Annotated in this window: 17 protein-coding genes; all 17 read right to left on the bottom strand. The window is 34.2% G+C overall.

The window, feature by feature from the left end:
- Nucleotide 1: 1 nt before the first annotated feature.
- On the bottom strand, nt 2–1,249 hold the full coding sequence (locus J0A69_RS12960; RefSeq protein WP_206587031.1) for a glycosyltransferase family 4 protein: 1,248 nt from the start codon (nt 1,247–1,249) through the stop codon (nt 2–4).
- Nucleotides 1,242–1,763, bottom strand: a complete 522-nt coding sequence (locus J0A69_RS12955) for an acyltransferase (RefSeq protein WP_206587030.1) — start codon at nt 1,761–1,763, stop codon at nt 1,242–1,244. The genes J0A69_RS12960 and J0A69_RS12955 overlap by 8 nt, the downstream gene beginning before the upstream one ends.
- Entirely contained in the window at nt 1,760–2,440 is a 681-nt protein-coding gene (locus J0A69_RS12950; protein WP_206587029.1) for a CatB-related O-acetyltransferase, read from the bottom strand. Before J0A69_RS12950 ends, J0A69_RS12955 begins: the two co-directional genes overlap by 4 nt.
- A 4-nt stretch (nt 2,441–2,444) precedes the next feature.
- A complete protein-coding gene (locus J0A69_RS12945) occupies nt 2,445–3,794 on the bottom strand; it encodes an oligosaccharide flippase family protein (protein ID WP_206587028.1) in 1,350 nt (449 codons plus the stop codon).
- 7 nt (nt 3,795–3,801) lie between these two features.
- Nucleotides 3,802–4,815, bottom strand: a complete 1,014-nt coding sequence (locus tag J0A69_RS12940; protein WP_206587027.1) for a polysaccharide pyruvyl transferase family protein — start codon at nt 4,813–4,815, stop codon at nt 3,802–3,804.
- A gap of 42 nt (nt 4,816–4,857) precedes the next feature.
- Nucleotides 4,858–5,970: a GDP-mannose 4,6-dehydratase gene (gene gmd, locus J0A69_RS12935; protein ID WP_206587026.1), complete on the bottom strand. Its 1,113-nt coding sequence runs from the start codon at nt 5,968–5,970 to the stop codon at nt 4,858–4,860.
- 199 nt (nt 5,971–6,169) lie between these two features.
- Complete coding sequence (locus tag J0A69_RS12930; protein WP_206587025.1) at nt 6,170–7,027, bottom strand: glycosyltransferase family 2 protein; 858 nt, start codon at nt 7,025–7,027, stop codon at nt 6,170–6,172.
- A 98-nt stretch (nt 7,028–7,125) separates the two neighbouring features.
- Entirely contained in the window at nt 7,126–8,112 is a 987-nt protein-coding gene (locus J0A69_RS12925; RefSeq protein WP_206587024.1) for a GDP-L-fucose synthase family protein, read from the bottom strand.
- Nucleotides 8,113–8,220: 108 nt separating this feature from the next.
- Nucleotides 8,221–8,595, bottom strand: coding sequence for a GxxExxY protein (locus J0A69_RS12920; RefSeq protein WP_206587023.1), 375 nt, complete (start codon nt 8,593–8,595; stop codon nt 8,221–8,223).
- A 58-nt stretch (nt 8,596–8,653) separates the two neighbouring features.
- On the bottom strand, nt 8,654–9,649 hold the full coding sequence (locus J0A69_RS12915; RefSeq protein ID WP_206587022.1) for a mannose-1-phosphate guanylyltransferase: 996 nt from the start codon (nt 9,647–9,649) through the stop codon (nt 8,654–8,656).
- Between the two features lie 497 nt (nt 9,650–10,146).
- The gene (locus J0A69_RS12910) at nt 10,147–10,716 is read right to left on the bottom strand and encodes a hypothetical protein (RefSeq protein WP_206587021.1); all 570 of its coding nucleotides are present in this window, start codon (nt 10,714–10,716) and stop codon (nt 10,147–10,149) included.
- Nucleotides 10,717–11,031: 315 nt separating this feature from the next.
- A complete protein-coding gene (locus tag J0A69_RS12905) occupies nt 11,032–13,431 on the bottom strand; it encodes a GumC family protein (RefSeq protein WP_236032874.1) in 2,400 nt (799 codons plus the stop codon).
- Nucleotides 13,432–13,480: 49 nt separating this feature from the next.
- Nucleotides 13,481–14,290, bottom strand: coding sequence for a polysaccharide biosynthesis/export family protein (locus J0A69_RS12900; protein ID WP_206587019.1), 810 nt, complete (start codon nt 14,288–14,290; stop codon nt 13,481–13,483).
- 174 nt (nt 14,291–14,464) lie between these two features.
- Nucleotides 14,465–15,187 (bottom strand): 3-deoxy-manno-octulosonate cytidylyltransferase, encoded by a 723-nt coding sequence (gene kdsB / locus J0A69_RS12895; RefSeq protein ID WP_206587018.1) that lies wholly within the window; start codon nt 15,185–15,187, stop codon nt 14,465–14,467.
- A 36-nt stretch (nt 15,188–15,223) separates the two neighbouring features.
- Entirely contained in the window at nt 15,224–17,683 is a 2,460-nt protein-coding gene (locus J0A69_RS12890) for a GumC family protein (RefSeq protein ID WP_206587017.1), read from the bottom strand.
- A gap of 5 nt (nt 17,684–17,688) precedes the next feature.
- Nucleotides 17,689–18,513 carry a polysaccharide biosynthesis/export family protein gene (locus J0A69_RS12885; RefSeq protein WP_206587016.1) on the bottom strand — a complete coding sequence of 275 codons (825 nt, stop codon included), beginning with the start codon at nt 18,511–18,513 and terminating at the stop codon, nt 17,689–17,691.
- 149 nt (nt 18,514–18,662) lie between these two features.
- Nucleotides 18,663–19,595 (bottom strand): GNAT family N-acetyltransferase, encoded by a 933-nt coding sequence (locus J0A69_RS12880; RefSeq protein WP_206587015.1) that lies wholly within the window; start codon nt 19,593–19,595, stop codon nt 18,663–18,665.
- Nucleotides 19,596–19,634: the final 39 nt, after the last annotated feature.

Raw genomic sequence — 19,634 nt, 5'->3', positions numbered from 1 at the left:
CTTAATTATTCAAAAGTTCTTTATAAATAGTAAAAACGCTAGAAGCATATTTTTCCCAAGTAAAATTACTAGAAATTGTAATATTAGCGTTTGTCCCAATTTTCCTTCTCAAATTTTCATTTGAAGCTAGTTCCATAATCTTCTCGACTATTAAATTTGAATTTTTAGATGGTATTAAAATTCCATTTTCATAATTAATTATTGGAAAACCACTTTCTAATGTTGCTATAATTGGTAATCCTGAAGCCATTGCTTCCATCCCTGAGCTTGCACAACCCTCTGCTAAAGAAGGAAAGATATAAATATCAGAATTAGATAAAAAATATTTTAGTTCACTTTGTGGAATATGACCTATAAAATTAATGTTTTTTGGTTTATACCTCTCAACTAAAGAAGCAGCATCTTGAAATGAACCAACAACAGTCATTTCATAAGAAAAGTTACGCTTATCTAATTCTACTAATGCCCTCAGGAGATATTCTGCACCTTTACGAAATCCAAAATTACCAGTAAAGAGAATCTTTAATTTCTCAGTAACAGAATAATTTTTCTTAATTCCAAAAAAATCTTCTCGAACTCCTAAATAAACAGTTTTAATTTTATCTGGATTAAAACCTTGGTCTAAAAATGTCTTTTTAACAAAATAAGAATTTACAAGTAAACAATCAGCTTTTTCACAATCAGCTAATACACCTTGCCAAAACAATGAATCTAAACCTAAATCAAATGATTCATTATTATTATTATATTCATTTCGCAAATTTTTATCCAAAAAAGCGGGATGAGCTATACTGTGGTCAACAACCACTTTCATACCAGATATTTTTGCTTTTTCAATAGCACCATTTAATCCCGAACCACTTCTAACATGAAATATTTCAGCATCTTTAATAAATCTAGTTGAAAACTTACCATACATCCTTGCAGCTTTTAAAGCAACATTCTTTTTAGATACTTTAATTACAAGTCTATTAAACCATAAATAAAATTCAGGAATTCCAATAGAAATATTACTTCCAACAAGTATTTCTGGAGTACGTTTTTTAATACTAATTGAAAGATCTCGACCTACAATTTTACTAGCTATTCGTAATAGAAAAGAATTAAATCGATTAGGAATCCATCCTTGAATAACTTTTACATTTGCGAAATAAGAAAGAAATTCAGCACTTTTGATCAAATGCAAAGGTCCAAAAGTTGAAATTATAACTCGAATGTTTCTTGACTTATATGAACTAATATTATTCATTAAATTCTCGATATTTAACAATTTTAGCAGGAACACCAAGTACAACAGCATATGGAGGAACATCCTTTGTTACAATTGCTCCCGCTCCAACAACTGCACTCTTACCAATTACTATTCCAGGCATAATAACAGAATGACTCCCAATCCAAACATCGTCCTCAATATATATTGGAGCCGAAATTCCAGGAGCATTTTTAATGATTTTAAAGGAGTAATCATGGGTTAAGCTAGTAATAGTTACATGGGAAGCAATCAAAACTCTATCCCCAATAAAAACACCGCCATTTCCCCAAATGTGAACGAATGCGCCAATATCAGTATTAGATCCTATTGATATATTTCCAATTCCTTTAAAAATTGAAGGATAGGTAATTGAACTATTATTTCCAAAACTTTTAAATTTAGAAAAAATTATAAGTTGGAAAATTTTAGAAATTGATATTGGATATATCTTTCTAATTAAATTTAACAACCATAGAGGAATTAAATTTTTAACTTGATTCTTTAAATTCATAAATTAATTTTTCTGAAAAATTCATCAATATCAGAAAAGGCATCAACATTATTTTTAATCCAATTAAAATCATTATCCCACCATTTTAAATTTTTTAATTTTAAAATTTGATCAGAATTAAACCTGTAGTCTATTTTCTTTGCAGGAACACCAACATTAATGGAATAAGGCTCAATATTTTTAGTTACAAGAGCTTTTGATCCAATAATTGCACCATCACCTATTGTAATTCCATCCAATATTGTTACGTGATCTCCAATCCAAACATCATTACCAATTTCAACTAAATATCCATCTTCTAATGAAGATAAACCTTTAAAAATATCTTTCTTAACAAAAGTAAAACCTGCAGAAAGTCCAGTAGAAAAGAATGCTGGATGAGTACTGACAATTTTTTTGGTAGGATGATTACCAGTTGTATTAGTTATAAAAGAACCTACCGAACAGAATTTTCCAAATTTAACCTTATTTAATTCATTGTTCCTTCCAATATAAGTACCTCTACCTAAAAAACAGAATTTTAATTTAGAGTTTTCACCTATAGAATTATTACCTTCAAAAATAGTATGTCTATCTATTAGAGAATTCCTAAGAAATAAAACATCTTTCTTTTTATATCTAAATTTATAAATATAATTCAAAATGAATTCTTTATAATGGGATAGAAAATACTTCATTGAATTAACTATTTTTTTTTAAAATCATTGAAAAATCCATAAAAAAATCTTTAAATAAATGCAGTGGATTTTGTCCTATCATTTTACAGCTAAGTGGTAAAATATAAAAAGCAAGTGAAACATCAAGAAATATATACCCAATTGAAGCACCTATTAAACCAAAGGATTTTGATAAAATAAATGTTAAACCTACAGAAAAGAGTGAAGCTATAAATCCAGCTATTACAAACCTAAAAGGTCTATTGAAGGCACGAAAAACCACACCAGAAGTCCACCAAATAGAATTAAAACAAATACTTAACAGAAAAATATTCCACATAAATATTGGAGGATCCAATTCATTATTAGTCCAAAACTTATAAAATTGCAAACCAAAAGAAAATAAAAATAATACACCTAATACAGCTGTAAATATAGTTATAAGTAAAGAATATCTAAAAACTAATCTTACCTTAGGAAATTTTTTTTGTCCAATCAAAAATTGAATTTCTGGAAAAACACTTACATTAATAATACTATAAATTTGATTTACACCTCTTGTTAAAGTACGGACTGTATTAAATATAGCTACAGCTCCTGGTCCTAAAACAATCCTTACAACAAAAGTACTTCCTTGGAAATAAATACTTTGCCATAAAGGACTCAACATAAATCCAATTCCTTTTTGAGCTACATTTTTGATATCATCAAATAATAAAGAGGAAAATTTAATTTCTTTAAACAATACTTTTTTTTTGGCTAAAAAAACAAAAAGAAATGTATACAATATACTTACAATAAAATAAGTCATTGAAAAATGAATAACATTTCCCCCAAAAGTCAACACGATAAATCCACTAAAAATATTAAAAAATTGATATAAATTATTTAAATGCATAGCTTGATGCGATTTTTGAGCAATGCGAAAATATCCTTCATAAAATTGCCGAAACAACCCAATTAATTGAGCTGTCATCATAAAACTTAAAGAAATAATAGCATCATATTTTTTAATTAATAATGAATCAAAAAAACTAAACTTATAAAAGGAAAAAATAATTAGAAAAGAAATGAAAAATCCAATTAAAACAAAAGTTGAAGTCATTAAAGGACCAATCTTCGCCATTTTACTGGCCCCAATGTAATCTGAACTTGCATACTTCAATACCATCATATTAGCCGAAGCAGTGCCAAAACCAAGATCAGAAAAAGCTAATATTGTAGGGAAAATGGTCAATGTTAGCCATTCTCCATAGTAATTCGCTCCCCAAGCCGCAATAAAAAATGGAACTAAAATTAATTGCTCTGTAACTCTAAATAATTTTGAAATTGAAGAAGCAAAAGTATTTTTTAGAATTTTCTTTTTAATTGACATCGTACTATTAGATGCTTTCCAATATCTTATCTTTTAATTTACCCAATTCATCATCAATTATATTAAGATTTGGATACATAATGCCATTATTTGATTTATAGTCAAAATTTAATCTGTCAAAAATTCCTGCTCGTGCAGTTTTATATAAAAATTGAACTGGTTTATTAAATGCTAATCCAATTGCACATGCATGTACCCTATCTGATAAAACAAACTCAGCTGACTTTGTAACAGCTAGATAAGATAATGGATTAAAACTTATAAAAGAATTAGGATGGGAAAAATTAATGTGATTATACCTAGTATTAACATCTTGAACCACTCTTACAATAGAAAAATCATTTAATGATTCTTGTTGAGCTCTTTTAAAATTCAAATGTCTTGCAAATTTAAAATCAAGAAATCCAATAGTTTTTTTTCTACTTAAACCAATATTCTCTATTGTACATGGCTTGTCAGAATTTTTTAAGTAAAAATAAGGTTCTAACTCCCTATAAAAACTACTTATAAAAAAGGGTTTTTCGGCTTTAAAACTATCTACAGGTAAAGTTCTATTTACAGTAAATGCAGTACAAATACCATTATAACTATTCTTTATAACATCTTTAAAGGTTTCATAGGTTTCTGGATCTCTTGAAGAAAAAAATAAAGGAGGATATTTCCTAAAAAACTCTTTAATATATTCCTTATCTTCTTTTGGTCTACCAGCACACGAAACACTTATCATAGCATATTGATTTCCATTATCCATAATTTTCTTTATTTTCTCATCATATACTTCTAGCTTTTTTCCTATTATAGGGCCAGAGAAAATATGAACATCTGCTGATTGGTAATCCATAATTTTGAAAGCATTTTTAGTTTGCCAATCAAGATTAGGTCGAAATGCTCTTTCAATAGGACCTTCTCCCATATATACTTCATCGTTAGGATAAAGATCTTTTATTATTGAATACAATGCACTTTGATACCAAGCATCACCAATATTATTCCAAGTAGAATTTTCAACTAAAATCTTCATTATAAAATATTATATTTTCAAAATTATGATTCCTAAAAACTATTAACCTACAATATGCTCCCATTGAGCATTAAAGTTTTTCTTTACGATTTCTACATCTGAGGTAACCATCTCACTTACCAAGCCCCCTAAATCATATTGAGGCTTCCAGCCTAGTTGGGTTTTGGATTTTGTAGGATCTCCAATCAATAAGTCTACTTCTGTAGGGCGGTAATAGCGAGGATCAACTTGAACTACCACCTTTCCAACTTCCAACTGGAATTCTTGCTTCGAACAAGAAACAATTTTTGCAACTTCTTCTTCTCCTTCTCCTTCAAATGCTAACTCAATACCAACTTCTTTAAATGCGTATCGAACAAAGTCTCTAACTGAGGTGGTAACTCCTGTAGCAATTACAAAATCCTCAGGCTTCTCTTGCTGCAAAATTCTCCACATTGCTTCTACATAATCCTTTGCATGACCCCAATCACGTAATGCATTCATATTCCCTAAATACAAGCAATCTTGTTTTCCTAAGGCTATTGCAGCAGTGGCCATGGTAATCTTTCTTGTTACAAAGGTCTCACCTCTTCTTGGGGATTCATGATTAAACAAAATCCCATTACAAGCATACATTCCATAGGCCTCTCTATAATTCTTGGTAATCCAAAACCCATAGATCTTAGCTACCCCATAAGGTGATCTTGGATAAAAGGGAGAGTTTTCATCATAGAATCCTGCAGCATTCTTATTTTCTTCCAAACCACCATATAATTCAGAAGTAGATGCTTGATAAATCCTGGTTTTTTCAATTAACCCTAAAATCCTTACCGCTTCTAAAATTCTAAGAGTTCCCATTCCATCCACATTTGCCACATATTCCGGAGAATCAAAAGATACCTTTACATGGGACATAGCGCCAAGATTATATATTTCATCGGGTTGGACTTCCTGGATAATTCGGATGATATTAGTTGAGTCAGTCAAATCCCCATAATGTAATTTGAAATTCACATGTTTCTCATGCTGATCTATATATAAATGATCTATCCTAGCAGTATTAAAAGAAGATGCTCTTCTCTTGATACCATGGACCATATATCCTTTTTCTAAAAGTAGTTCGGCTAAATAGGAGCCGTCTTGTCCGGTAATGCCGGTGATGAGTGCAGTTTTCATATTTCTTTATAAAACAGTGAGACACAGAGTTTACTCCGAGTATCACTGAGATTTATGGTTTTAATGTTGATAAGTTAAATGTTTCAGCTTTGGCGGACAGATTTTGGTTCATAGTTCCTTCCCGTGGACAATGTTTTTTGAAATGCCAAGAAAAAAGCTGTTTGTATTTGTTTGAATTAATTAGGTAAACAGTAATTGACTAGTACGATTTTCTTAGAATTCTATTCCTAAAGAAATTCCTAAAATTAGTATAGCCATTAGGACTTAACAGTTTTGAATAGGTATCAAAAAACGTTTTCATTCCTATCGTAAAGCCGTAATGTCTAAATTTAAAATACAAATATTCAGAAAAGGCCTGCCCTTTTACATCATGTAGCATTTTCCACCTTTTGCTGAAAGTATTTTTTGGGTTGCCCCAATAGGGTAAAGGATTGGTATGACACTCCGCAATATATTCCGAGCTAGTATAACATTGAAATCCTGCCTCTATTGCTCTTAATCCATAATCATAATCACCTAGATAATGGGTAAAACGAGGAGATAATGTACCAATGGTCTCAACCACTTCTTTTGGTATAAGTACAAAATTTCCTGATATCAAAACAACTTGTTGAGGTTGCCCATTCGGCTTAATAGGTCCAAAACCACTCCATCCTCCGTAAGAAAACTCCATAGAGTTTGGGATTTTACATGCTGCTGTAATAATAGATTCCGAATTTGTTTTTTTATAATCTTCAAAAATCTTAACCAATGCATTTGGTAAAAGATAGGTATCATCGTTTAGCCAAATAAAAAAATCAAATTCATCTTTTTTAATCGCCTCTTGCCAAGCCAGCTCCATTCCTCCATTCCAATATAAATTCCCGTTGCCTTTAACAATAGAAACATTTGGAAATTCCTTGGCAAGCATTTCAGAAGTGCCATCTATGCTTCCATCATCACATAAAAACACCTGTAATTTAGCATTACTCGGTAGCTCTTGACTAAAAAGATTCATTAGACAATTCTTTGTCTTTTCTTTTCTGTTATAGCAAGTGATGATTATTGCGATTTTCAAAAACAAGAGTTGAAATGTTAAGAGTTAAAGGTTGAGGGTTGAGGGTTAAAGGTTAATTGTTAAGCGTTAATTGTTAAATGAAGTCTGCTTAAATTTAACTATAATTTTACTTCCTTAAAGTTCTCTTGATTTTTCAGAAACCAGTCATAGGTCCTCTGAATTCCTTCTTCCAATCCAACTTTGGCTTTCCAGCCGGCTGATTCCATTTTGGATACATCCATCAATTTTCTAGGAGTACCATCAGGCTTGGAAGAATCCCATTTTATTTCACCAGTATGCCCCACTGTTTTTTGGATTAGCTCTGCCAATTCTTTGATGGAAAGATCCACTCCTGTACCCACATTGTAGAGGTTGTCCTGGAATTTATTTTCCAATGCAAAAACCACCGCATCTGCCAAATCCTCTACGAAAAGGAATTCACGCATCGGAGTACCAGAACCCCATAGTGTTACTGGTAAATGCTCTTTTCCTGCTTCGACTCCGCTCAGCATAGACATAGATGAGTGTTTCGCTTCATGGAATTTGCGGATCATGGCTGGAAGCACGTGGGAAGTATTTAAATCGAAATTATCATAAGGCCCATACAAGTTGGTAGGCATCAAGGATATATAATCCTTACCAAATTGCTTTCGAATAGCTTCGCAGGCTTTAACTCCTGTGATTTTGGCTACTGCATACCATTCATTGGTTGGCTCCAAGGGTCCTGTCAATAAGTAACCTTCTTTTAATGGCTGTGGAGCTAATTTGGGATAAATGCAAGAAGATCCTAAGAATATAAACTTATTCACATCAGCTTGAAGAGATGAATCAATCAGATTGTTTTGAATCTGCATATTCTCCATCAAAAACTGATAAGGATAATTATTATTGGCTAAAATACCTCCTACCCTTGCCGCTGCATCAATTACGACTGAAGGTTTTTCTTCAGAAAAGAAATCAGCAACAGCTTGTTGGTTTCTTAGATCCAATTCAGCTGAAGTTTTACCAATTAAATTAGTATAGCCTTTCGCTTCCAAAGCCCTCCAAATGGCGGAGCCTACCATGCCTCGATGACCTGCGATATATATTCTAATATTTTTATTCATGATAAATATTGAACACGGAGTTTATCTGAGTAATTCTCAGAGTTCCACGGAATAATTAAATAACTCAGAAATTGAGATTTTCCAATTGAGCTCAAAAACACATTCATTTCAAAGAATAAACCTTTTTATACCTTGAACTAAACTTTTTGTTTTAAAATTTAATAATAGTCCTACTTTATGACCAGTAAATTTTAGATAGGTTAAAACCTGGGCAAAATGAACTTCATTAAATTTTTCAACTGTTTTCAATTCTACAACAACTTGATTTTCAACTAATAGATCTATTCTAAATCCACAATCAAGGTTAATTTCTTCATATTTTAAAGGAACATTCACTTCAGATTCTACCAACAAACCTTCTTTTTCTAATTCATATTTTAAACAAGCTTGATATGCAGACTCTAACAGTCCTGGTCCAAGTTTGGAGTGAACTTTAAAAGCACAACCTAATATTTTCTCTGTCAAATCTTCCTTTTCAAGCATTTTGGATTTAAACTCAGTGAAACTCCATGATTCCTCAATGAAACTCCGTGTTTAAAGATTATATCAATTCTGGTTTCTCCTTCTCCAACTTTTCAAACACCTTTTTCACATCCTGGGCGTTTTCCTTTTTAAGGACTAAAATGGCATCAGGAGTTTGGATTAGGAGGGTGTTTTTCAATCCTAAAAATTCAGTATAAATCTCAATTCCAATAACCATATTCCCTTTTGAGTCTATGGCATGTCCTTGTTTTTTGTAGTAGTCATAGATGGATTCAAAGGATCCCATATCAGACCAATTGAAGAAGGAAGGAACAACCTTGATCTTTTTGGTTTTTTCCATCACAGCATAATCAACTGAAATGGATGGGATCTGAAGTGAGAGTTCCTGATCAAGGAAACCATCTTTTGAAGAATCAAAAGCTAGTTTCGCTTTTTCAAAAAGGATTGGTTCAAATCTTTGTAACTCCTCCAGAAAGACTCCAGCCTGAAAACAAAACATACCGGAGTTCCAATAGAAGTTGCCTGCTTTAATAAAAGCTTCCGCAGTTTCCTTATTAGGTTTTTCACGAAAGCCTTTTACATTCTCTCCATCAGCCTCGATATAACCAAAGCCTGTTTCTGGTCTTTTAGGCTTCAAACCAAATGTCACTATATGTCCAGCACTGGCTAATTCAATGGATCTTTGGATGGCTTTATCGTAATCTGATCCGGATTCAATTAGATGATCTGAAGGAGTTACGAATAAGATATCCTCTGGGGCCACTGCAAAGGCTGCAAAAGCAATTGCTGCAGCCGTATTTCTAGGACAGGCTTCAATAATCTCTGAATAGTTGGAAATACCAGCAGATTCCAAATCTTTTCTGGAAAGCTCATAATTTTCACAGTTTCCAACGACCAAAACCTTATCACAAAATTCAGCATTGCGTTTCGACGTTTTTTGGAAAAGTGTTTCTCCCTCAAAAATAGGAAGGTATTGCTTAGGTCTTGATTTCCTGGACAAAGGCCAAAGTCTAGACCCCACACCTCCAGTAAGAATAACGTTAATGGTTTTCAAGTGTAAAAATGTTGATTTTTTGAAATGTTGATTTGGTGAATTGAGGAATTGTTGAATTGATAAACTGATGAAATGTTGATTTGGTGAATCGAAACCTTATTAATAAGAATCGAATCAGAAAAGTACCTAAATCAAAAATCTAAAATCATAAATCTAAAATTCCATTCACAGCTTCGCCCTTTCGGTCCCATTCGAGTTTAAATTGATTTTGGAGTAATTCCCTTTTAAAATCAATTGACCCGAGAGCGGACTTAGCGCTTATTTTAGAAATAGTAGCCTGAATAAGAATGTCTTAGGTAATTTTTGGGTTTTTGTTTAAAAAGTGCCCCCAGGCTTTAATTTAGGGCTTTTTATCTCTTTCAGAATTCAAAGATAAGCAAAGTGAGTAGTTTTATTACTCATTTTTTATCCAATTTTTCAACGGAAATTTCATATACGAAGAAATGCATTTGATACTAAATTGGATCCGGTGATTCGCTCACTTTCTTTAATATTTCTTAAATCTGACTTAGCAAGTCATTGAATAGTTCTCGCTTAAAAATTAACCAGATTTGACTATGTCCAAATTTCTCCAAATAGATATCCTGGGATTTTTGATTTTGAAGATGAACAAAATGGGAATGAGGCATAAGTAAATTATCAGTGTATTCTTTCAATTTTTCAATACAGGCTTCAAAATCTTTACCATAATCATACCTTCTTTGAAAAACAGCAAACAAAATATCCCCTGTAAAAAATTGGTATCGAGAGATGGGTTGCACTCCGAAATTCTTCACTGATCTCTGCACCTTAATTTCATTTTTGCCTAAAATAAAATAAGCTGATACAGCTGGGGGCAAATTTTCCTGGATAATCAGATCTTCATTTTTGATATCCTCAATAGCTAGATTCAGATTGGAAATTGCTTCTTGCTCAGTGGCTTTGAGCTTTAATCCGATCTCCTCCAACATAGCAATAGGATCAAAATAGATAGGCTTTCCAAAAAACTCATACCTCACAGAAACACCCTTAATAAGTTTATTTCCTGTAGAAGATGAAGAGAAAGCATTTTTAAAAAACTCGAACATAAATATAATTAATCAATGATTATTTTTTATTAATAAATGTCATTATTAATAATTTATAAAATTAACGATTGTAACTAACATTAATTATAAAAATCCAAACTATCTCAAATGCTTATTATCAAATTCTTTATAGTCAGTAAAAATTTTTAAAAGAATTGCAAAGCCATTAAATAAAAAGAGCTGGCAGTTGATGGATTTACGTCCAGAATGTTGGACAATTCCACAGTCAGAAATAGGTTTTAAACTCGATTGTAATTATATCTAGGTATACCCCAAGCATAAAAAAAGCCGGAAAATTTTCCGACTATTCTGTTTCTATTTTTTAATTCCCAATGCTCTTTTCCACCAAGGTAAAGGTACAGCCTCCTCATGGTAACCATATGAATTACCACCATAGCCATAGCCGTATCCATAGCCATAACCGTAACCATAGCCTTTGTCAATATGTACATCGTTGAGGATTCCATAAATTTTTGTTACTCCCCCTTTCTCTACCAGATTATTCAAAATCTGAGTATTTCCTTTCATAGAATAACCTTGACGGAATACATAGAAACTAATGTCTGCCAAAGCAAATAGCTCTTTGGTTTCCGATACAAGACCCACAGGAGGGCAGTCAAAGACTATTACATCATATGCTGCTTTAATTTCATTGACGATGTTTGCAAACTTCTCTTGCAATAAGAGTTCGGCAGGATTAGGAGGAATTGGACCGGATAAGATCACATCAAAATCTGGATGACCTGAAGATTTAATCACGGATTGCCAAGGTGTGTCCGAACTCAAACAGGTACTCATACCCTTATCATTTACCAATCCAAAATCCTCAGCAATTTTAGGTTTTCTTAAATCCAAACCTATCAATATGGTTTTCTTACCCATCAAGGCATAGACAGAAGCCATATTGATAGAAACAAAGGTCTTACCTTCTCCAGAAATAGAAGAGGTAAATAGGATAGTTAGATTCTCTTTTTGTTGGGAGAGATAGGTCATATCTGCCCTTAAGGAACGAAAAGATTCTGTAACAGTGGAACGTGGATTATTCAATACCGGCAAGGCATCATCAGAAGTATTTCTTCCCACCATACCTATTAATGGTACTTTGATCTGGTTTTCTAATTCCTTAGGATCCTCAATCTTGGTATTTAAGAAATCCTTAATGGTAATAAATCCAATAGGAACAATCAAGCCAAGTATCAAACCTATTAATAAATTTAAGGAGCGCTTAGGAGCTACTGGTGTCTGACCTGCCTTTGCAAAATCCAAAATTGTATTTTTTGGCATATTGGAAGCTTTGGTAATCTCAGCTTCCGCCTTCTTCTCTAATAGGTAAACATAAATATTTTCGTTGATCGTGAATTTTCTCTGAATCCCAATTAGGTCTCTTTCTGTTTTAGGTAACGCATTTATATCAGACTGGATTAATCGAATCCTATTATTGAGGTCAGCTAATACATTTTGGGTATTATTCAAAGCCAAATTTACATTCTCCTGTAATTGCTTTTTGGTATTGGCAATTCTTGTAGCATTTTCCCTAACTGCTGGAGCCTGATCCGAAAAGTTGGATTTCAATCGGATTTGATCCGCCTGCAGCTCTGCCAAAGCATTGACCAAGGAATTTAATAAGGGATCCGTTACGCCGATAATAGATGGTGCTACCAACTCTCCTCCCTGACTATTTTCTAAATAAGAATTTAAAGTCTGATAATATTTGAGACTAACTTCAGTTTCTCCCTTTTGCTTTTCCAAATCCTGTAATCTTTCAAAAATCACAGAACCTTCTTCAGAAAGGTTAAAAACATTATTTTCAGATCTATATTGCTGCAGTCTATTCTCTGAAGTTTCAAGAGAATCAGAGATTCCAAGCAATTGATTCTCAATAAAACGAATAGTGCTTTCTGAAGCTCTGTTTTTCTCATCCAGTTCACGCTTCAGATACATTTCCATCAACTTATTGATATAATCCTCCCCTAACCTTCTGACAGGTGTCTCAAGATTTAAGGTAAGTATAGATGCTTGCTTATTAATTGGAGTTACTCCAAGTTCATTTTTATATTTTAATGCAAGTGATGGAGTATCCAAGATCTTAAACAGAATTTTATCCCCTGGATTCGCATATATGCTATTGATTTTAATAGAGAGATTTTCTTCCTGGATCTGTTCACCAAAAGAATACACAGACTTTTTTAAACTTGGCTCGGCTAGATTAGATTTATAAAAAGGATCCTCTGGGTTATAAACAGAAAATTCATCTTCTTCAATTAGTAGTTCAAATGAATTATCATCCAAAACCTCCACAGAAAACATACCTCCAACCCATTGAGGATGCTCCCAATCAACTGAAACTATAATTGGAAGTTTATCATATAATTGAGTATTGACAACAAAACCCACATGATAATATTGAACATTCAGGTTTAATTCTGAAATAGTCTCTTCAGCCAGTGAATAGGATTTAAGAATTCCTATTTCATTTTCTATGTTTTTTTTTCCTTGTAAACCGAATCCTGCTGACTCGAATAGGTCTGTCCCTAAGCTTGGTTTATCATCCTCCACCAAAATGCTGGATTCTACATTAAAAATATTGGTAGCATAACGGTTGAATAAAAATGCCGAAACCAAACCTGCAAACATAAAAGCCAAAATCAATGGCCAGTATTGCAGATAATTAAATAATAAAACTTTTAAGTCAATCTCATCCTCCTTTTGCATCATAAAAGGATTCTGCTGATTGGCTGAATTCTGGGGTGAATTTGGATACATCTTATTTAATTAAATTCAGGATAAGAGCTAAGGCTGTGATAGCTGAAATAACCAATGCAATGGATTGGGCAGCATTCTCTCCTGCTCCCACTTCTCTCACCTTCATAGGCTCTACATAAATCTGATCATTGGGCTGGATAAAATAGAATTCTGATTCTACAACATGTCTATCATTTAAATTCAATCTATGAAGACGGGTTCCCTCTGGATACTGTCTAATCAATAATACCTCATCTCTTTTTGCAATAGGAGTCAAGTCTCCGGCATTAGCAATTGCTTCAAAAATGGTCATTCTGTCCTGGAGCACTACAAATTTCCCAGGTCTTCTAAATTCCCCTAGAGCAGAATATCTGATACCTCCCAGCTTCACTTTTACATAAAGTTCAGTCGTTACATAAACTCTTAATTTCTCTTCGATGGAAATTCTAGCTTCTTCTAAGGTTTTATCTTTGACATTGACTTCTCCCACAATGGGCAAACGGATATTTCCCTTATTATCTACGGTGTATCCTGTCATGTAATAAATATCACCTCCAGATTGAGAAGCCATATTTCCCATTTGACCTGCTGTACCTCCTGCTTTATTATTAAAACCATTCTCAATCATATCGTCCACCGTCTGAATATTGACGTCAATGATATCATTGTATTGTAATCTATATTCTGGGATTTCGTAGGAGATTAATTCTCCTTCTGATATAGGGGTATTTCCCTCTTGATTTTGAAGATAAATGATCTTCTCATTGGATACACAAGCTGAAGCAGCTATTAGGGCTAGGATAGAAACAATCCCAAGTCGGAATCTCCGCATAAATGAATTTTTAAAATCTTGTTCAAAAACTGCGCAAACTTAATCAATTTCGTAGAAAAGCTGGTCAAAATTTAGCAGTTCGTAAAAATGTAAATTTAAATTACAGTTTTAGTCTTTAGAAAAGCAGATTTTAAACTAAAAACCCAGATTAATTTTATCATTTCAATACCTCCTTTACTTCAATCCCAGTATACTCCTTGCTCTGGTTAAGTCCTCTGCTGTGTCTATTGCAACAGCCTGGTGAGTTGTTTCTACCATTCGGATCGCAAAACCATTTTCCAAAAGGCGGAGCTGTTCCAGCATTTCAATCCGTTCTAAATCAGATTTTGGCATTTCGGTGAAAGCCAACAAAGCTTGTCGTCTATAAGCATAGACTCCAATATGTTTCCAATATTGAAGATCTCTTATCTTATCTCGATTGTAAGGAATTGAAGATCTTGAAAAATAGAGGGCATCTCCTTCCTTATTGGTAACTACTTTTACAAAGTTGGGATTCTGAGCCTCATCTTCTGAAATCAGCGTTTTTAAGGAAGCTACTTGTACATTTCTATCTTCAAAAACTTGCACCAGGTCATTCAATGATTTTTGATCCTGAAAGGGCTCATCTCCTTGTACATTCACAATTATCTCTGCATCCACTTGCTGTAGGGCTTCTGCAATTCGGTCTGAACCACTCTCATGCCCTTTTTGGCTAAAAAAGACATTTCCCCCCAGGCTTTTAATCTGTTGCTCAATTTCCTGATGATCTGTTACAACCCAGACCTCATCAAAAATTCCGGTAGCAAGGGTACTTAAATAGGTTCTCTGAATCACCGACTTGCCCCCAAGATCCTGAACCAATTTCGCAGGAAGTCTGGTGGAAGCATATCTAGCTGGAATTAAAGCTGCTTTTTTCAAGCTTTGAAAATTTTATTGATTCGAAATGGAATACGATTATTTAACCCGGAAAGCTTTTTTGATTTTTTTCCAAAGCGTTGTATCCATCTTTCTGATCCTCTTCTTTTTGGTTTCAAGATCCTCTCCATAATAATTGTACATGTATTTATTATTTTGAGAATAGAGGTATGTATTACCGTACCCGTAATTGTAACCTTCGTAATGGTATCCTGAGTTGATAATGCCATTGAAGACTCCATATACGTTTTTCACCTGCTTATTATTAAACAAGTCGTTGATCATAACCAAGTGATCCTTGACAGTATAACTTTGTCTCACAACATAGAGATTGATGTCAAAAAGACGCATCAAATCGATAGTCTCAGAAACCAACCCCATAGGAGGTGTATCAAAAATCACTACATCAAATCGCTCTTCCAAAAACTGAAGGAAATCCTTCAATCGCTGTGTTTGAAGAAGCTCTGCCGGATTGGGAGGAATCACACCTGAGGGCACAAAATATAAGTTATCATGCTGGCTTTTAAACACGATCTGTTCAGCTTCTACTTTGCCAATTAAATAGGTAGAAAGTCCCACTTTTTCAGAATGTCCAAAGTATGAAGCCAATTTTGGTCTTCTCAAATCCCCTCCCACTACCACTGTTTTTTTGGAACCCAATGCCATGGCTGAAGCCAAGTTCAAAGAGGTAAAAGTCTTCCCTTCACCAGAAACAGAAGAGGTGACCAATATTTTCTTGGTGTTTTTCCCACTTGCCAAATAAGTAATCGCTGATCTTAAAGATCTAAAGGATTCTGCTACAGCAGATTTGGGATGTTCCAAAACCACCTGATTCGTCTCCTTTTGGCTGTACCCAATAATACCCAATTGTGGTATCATAAAGTTCTTTTTAAGATCCCGCTGATCTTTGATGGTATCATCGAAAATATCCCGAACCACAATAAATCCAAATGGAATCAAAAAGCCTAAAACGATGGCTAAACCATAATTCTGCTGCTTTTTTGGGAAGATTAGCGTTCCCCTTTTTGCATAATCCAAAATTGAATTATCCGAAACGTTGGAAGCCATGGCAATACCTGCCTCAGCTCTTTTTTCCAGCAAATAGGTATATAAAGACTCCCTTAACTTAAACTCACGAAAAATTCCGGTGTATTGGGATTCTGATTCAGGCAATGTCGCAAACTGAGAATCATAAAAATCTATGTCATTTTGGATATTGGCTCTTTTCTGTCTGGTATTGGCGATCAAATTCACCACATTCTCGAAAAGACCTTCCTGAACCTTTTCCATTTGCACATCAATCTTGAGTACTTCCGGGTGGTTATCATTGACTGTGGCCAATAACTTTCTTCGATCCTGTGAAAGGGTAACTAGGGTTTGAATCAATCCATTTAAAAGTGGGTCTGGAACTCCAATAACAGAAGGGGCAATCACATCAGAAAAATCCTTGCTCTTCTGCTGCATGTAGGAACGGATTTGCTCGAAGTAATTCAGCTGATAATCTATCTCCGCTTTCATCTCATCCAGATTATTCATCTTTGATAAGATATTTGAAAATTCTGCTGAGACATCCAGCATTTTATTATCCACTTTAAACTGCTGCAGTTCCTGTTCTTTATTCTTTAGAGAATCCTCTAAAAACCCCAATTGCTCCTCAATGAATCGGATGGTATTTTCTTGGATTCTGTTTTTCTCATTCAGATCATAATCAATGTAAGAGGACATCAAAGCATTAATATAATCCCTACCCTTTTCCACCACTTTAGTATTGGTGCTTAGTCTTAACACAGAGCTATACTCATTCACCAAGGTGACATTGATAGATCTACCTAATTGTTCCTCCAAAACGGTTGGGTTTTTCAATTGAAAAACGACTGACTCGCCGGCTCTTCCTGGATTGACCAAAAAGACGGTAAACTTGGATCTGCTGGTTTCTATTTCCTCTCCAAAGGTGAAAGTCTTATTATAAATGGATTCATCTCCCGCTGCCATAGCAGAATTAAAATCCATAAAGCTGGTTTCTTCCGGTACTATTCTAAAATTCTCTTCCGATAAGATTTGCAATTCGGAGGGAGCATCAGTGACTTGAAAATGATCCCAATCTACATCTATTCTGATGGGAGAACGATCGTAGAGTTCAATAGCCTTGATATTGGTTTTAGCATAATACTCTACATCAAAATGGACCTTTTTCAAAGCCTCATGGGCTAAGTTCTTTGATCGCAGTCTTAAGATGTCATTTTCCAGATTGATGCCGGAAGAAAATATATTGGATCTATCTAGGATTCTTGCTTCAGGAGAGGTGTTGGTCTTGATAATCATGGAACCAGTCACTTCGTATTCATCCACTGTATAGCGATGGAACAAAAAAGTAGCAGAGACAAAAAGAATAATAAAAAGTGCGTACCAAGGCCAATAGCGAATGTATTTGGCCACTACATACCTGATCTCTAATGCTTTCTCTTCGTTATCGAGTTGACTTAAGTCTAACTTCTCCATAATCCTTAATTCCCCGTCACTAAATTAATTATCAACAAAGTAGAGGCCAATAATCCAGCAAACAATGCTAAAGACGCTGTTAAATTGTCCGCGTTACCGATCTGTCTGATATTCATCGGTTCCATATACAAGATATCATTTGGCTGAATAAAATAAAATGGGCTAGCCAAAATCCCTCTATCATTTAAATTAATCTGATGGATTTTTGTACCTCCATCATATTGACGAATAATGAAAAGTTTGTTCTTTTTTCCTAAAAGGCTTGTTTCACCTGAATTTGCCAGCGCATCAAATATTGTAGCTCTGTTCTTATAAATGACTTTTACCCCAACACTATTAAACTCTCCCAGTGTAGTGTAACGTATTCCAGCAATCCTCAGACGAACATAAACCTCTTCTTTGAAGAATTCATTGATAGCTTCCTGCACTTTATCCTTTGCTTCCTCCTCAGTCATTCCGGCAATGTGAATCTTACCCAGCTTTGGAACCTCTACTTCCCCTGCCTGATCAATACTATATCCTCTAAAATACAAAGGATCAGAACCTTGGCCTCCACCGCCACCAGTTCCTCCCATTCCAGATAAGCCACCAGTTCCATTGTTCTGATAGGAAAAGGCCTTGGTAAGTTCCTCATCTGAAGAAGCAAAATCTATCTCTACGATATCAAAAGGCTGCAAAATATATTTGTAATCAACTTCTGCAAAAGGAATAAACTCATCGAGTTCGATAGGCTCATTATCCGGTAAGTTCTGCAAATAGGTGATGCGCTTATTACTGATACAACTGACAGCCAGCAAGCTCAGAAAAAGTAAGGGTAATAATTTTCTCATATTTCTTTTCTAAAGAAAGTCCTGTAAATATATGGAAATTGGACAAGTAGATTTTTAAAATTAAATGGATGAATGGGAATTACGAATTAATTCGGGAATTAGCTCTGGGATTTCTAAAAGTAAAGCGATAAAAGTTGCAAAGATTTTGTCTAGAAAACTTCCAAATCCCCCAAGGACCATTTCCAATTTTGAGCAAAAGGATCAAAATCTGGATTTACTTTTCTCAGGGTCACTTCTGGACCGGCTTTTAAGATTGGTAGAATTCCTAAAGAAATAGCATTCTGTTCCAAATATCGGAGGCCTGAAAATGATGTAAATCTTGCCCCTGATAGTTTTTGAATCACTTTAAGCTGATTACAAATTTGTTTTTTATCGGAATCCTGAAATTCTTCCAAAGTAAATAAATCAGTAATCCTTATCTCCCTCCCCATTTTGCCCTCCTTAATCCTATAAAACAATAAATAGTGCTGCTGGTCAGTCAAAAAATAATAGGGAAATAAAGGGCAATCAGAGTAGCGCCATTTTAAGTAGCCAGGCTTTAAATTTGTCTGGTTTTCAGCATGCTTTGAATCTTCAATCTTTGCTACCAATTCCGAAATAGTATCCCAATTTTCAGGTTCCAAAGTATGATTATTTTTCCCAACACTTAGGTGAAAATCCAATTTGAGAGGGAGTTTACCCCATTTCTCCCAGCCCATTTTCATATATCCGGGAGTACTGGAAGCATTGGGAGTATTGTAAATAAAATCTACTCCATTCTCATTTAAGGATTCAATCAAACCCAAAGTGAGTTTAATAAAAAGACCTTGCCCCTGGAATTCCGGATGAACTGCCGTATCCACAGCCCTGCAGGCTTTTCTGATTTTTCCTCCTGATTGAAACTCCCATTTCAAAAATGCACGGACTCCAAGAAGTCGATCTCCTTCTTCCGCTACCAAAACTGGGGACTTCCCAAATGGATTAGCAACATGTTTCCAGTTCCAAAGTATCTCTGACTTTGGAATCATGGATTCTCCTAATGAAACTCTGAGAAGCTCTATGATTTTGGGAACATCCTCATCATTCCCTTTTCGAATATTCATGATGTAAGATAAGCCTATTAAAGAAAACCAAGGAGAAAT

The sequence above is a fragment of the Algoriphagus pacificus genome (assembly GCF_017254845.1).
Taxonomy (GTDB): Bacteria; Bacteroidota; Bacteroidia; order Cytophagales; family Cyclobacteriaceae; genus Algoriphagus; species Algoriphagus pacificus.
This window is presented reverse-complemented; position numbering and strand designations above follow the sequence as displayed.

Excerpts from the sequence above, each read along its gene's own strand:
- J0A69_RS12960 (WP_206587031.1), bottom strand. The coding sequence starts at position 1,249 with ATGAATAATATTAGTTCATATAAGTCAAGAAACATTCGAGTTATAATT.
- J0A69_RS12945 (WP_206587028.1), bottom strand. The coding sequence starts at position 3,794 with ATGTCAATTAAAAAGAAAATTCTAAAAAATACTTTTGCTTCTTCAATT.
- J0A69_RS12955 (WP_206587030.1), bottom strand. The coding sequence starts at position 1,763 with ATGAATTTAAAGAATCAAGTTAAAAATTTAATTCCTCTATGGTTGTTA.
- J0A69_RS12910 (WP_206587021.1), bottom strand. The coding sequence starts at position 10,716 with ATGTTCGAGTTTTTTAAAAATGCTTTCTCTTCATCTTCTACAGGAAAT.
- J0A69_RS12925 (WP_206587024.1), bottom strand. The coding sequence starts at position 8,112 with ATGAATAAAAATATTAGAATATATATCGCAGGTCATCGAGGCATGGTA.
- J0A69_RS12920 (WP_206587023.1), bottom strand. The coding sequence starts at position 8,595 with ATGCTTGAAAAGGAAGATTTGACAGAGAAAATATTAGGTTGTGCTTTT.
- gmd (WP_206587026.1), bottom strand. The coding sequence starts at position 5,970 with ATGAAAACTGCACTCATCACCGGCATTACCGGACAAGACGGCTCCTAT.
- J0A69_RS12890 (WP_206587017.1), bottom strand. The coding sequence starts at position 17,683 with ATGGAGAAGTTAGACTTAAGTCAACTCGATAACGAAGAGAAAGCATTA.
- J0A69_RS12880 (WP_206587015.1), bottom strand. The coding sequence starts at position 19,595 with ATGAATATTCGAAAAGGGAATGATGAGGATGTTCCCAAAATCATAGAG.
- J0A69_RS12905 (WP_236032874.1), bottom strand. The coding sequence starts at position 13,431 with ATGATGCAAAAGGAGGATGAGATTGACTTAAAAGTTTTATTATTTAAT.
- J0A69_RS12885 (WP_206587016.1), bottom strand. The coding sequence starts at position 18,513 with ATGAGAAAATTATTACCCTTACTTTTTCTGAGCTTGCTGGCTGTCAGT.
- J0A69_RS12900 (WP_206587019.1), bottom strand. The coding sequence starts at position 14,290 with ATGCGGAGATTCCGACTTGGGATTGTTTCTATCCTAGCCCTAATAGCT.
- J0A69_RS12940 (WP_206587027.1), bottom strand. The coding sequence starts at position 4,815 with ATGAAGATTTTAGTTGAAAATTCTACTTGGAATAATATTGGTGATGCT.
- J0A69_RS12950 (WP_206587029.1), bottom strand. The coding sequence starts at position 2,440 with ATGAAGTATTTTCTATCCCATTATAAAGAATTCATTTTGAATTATATT.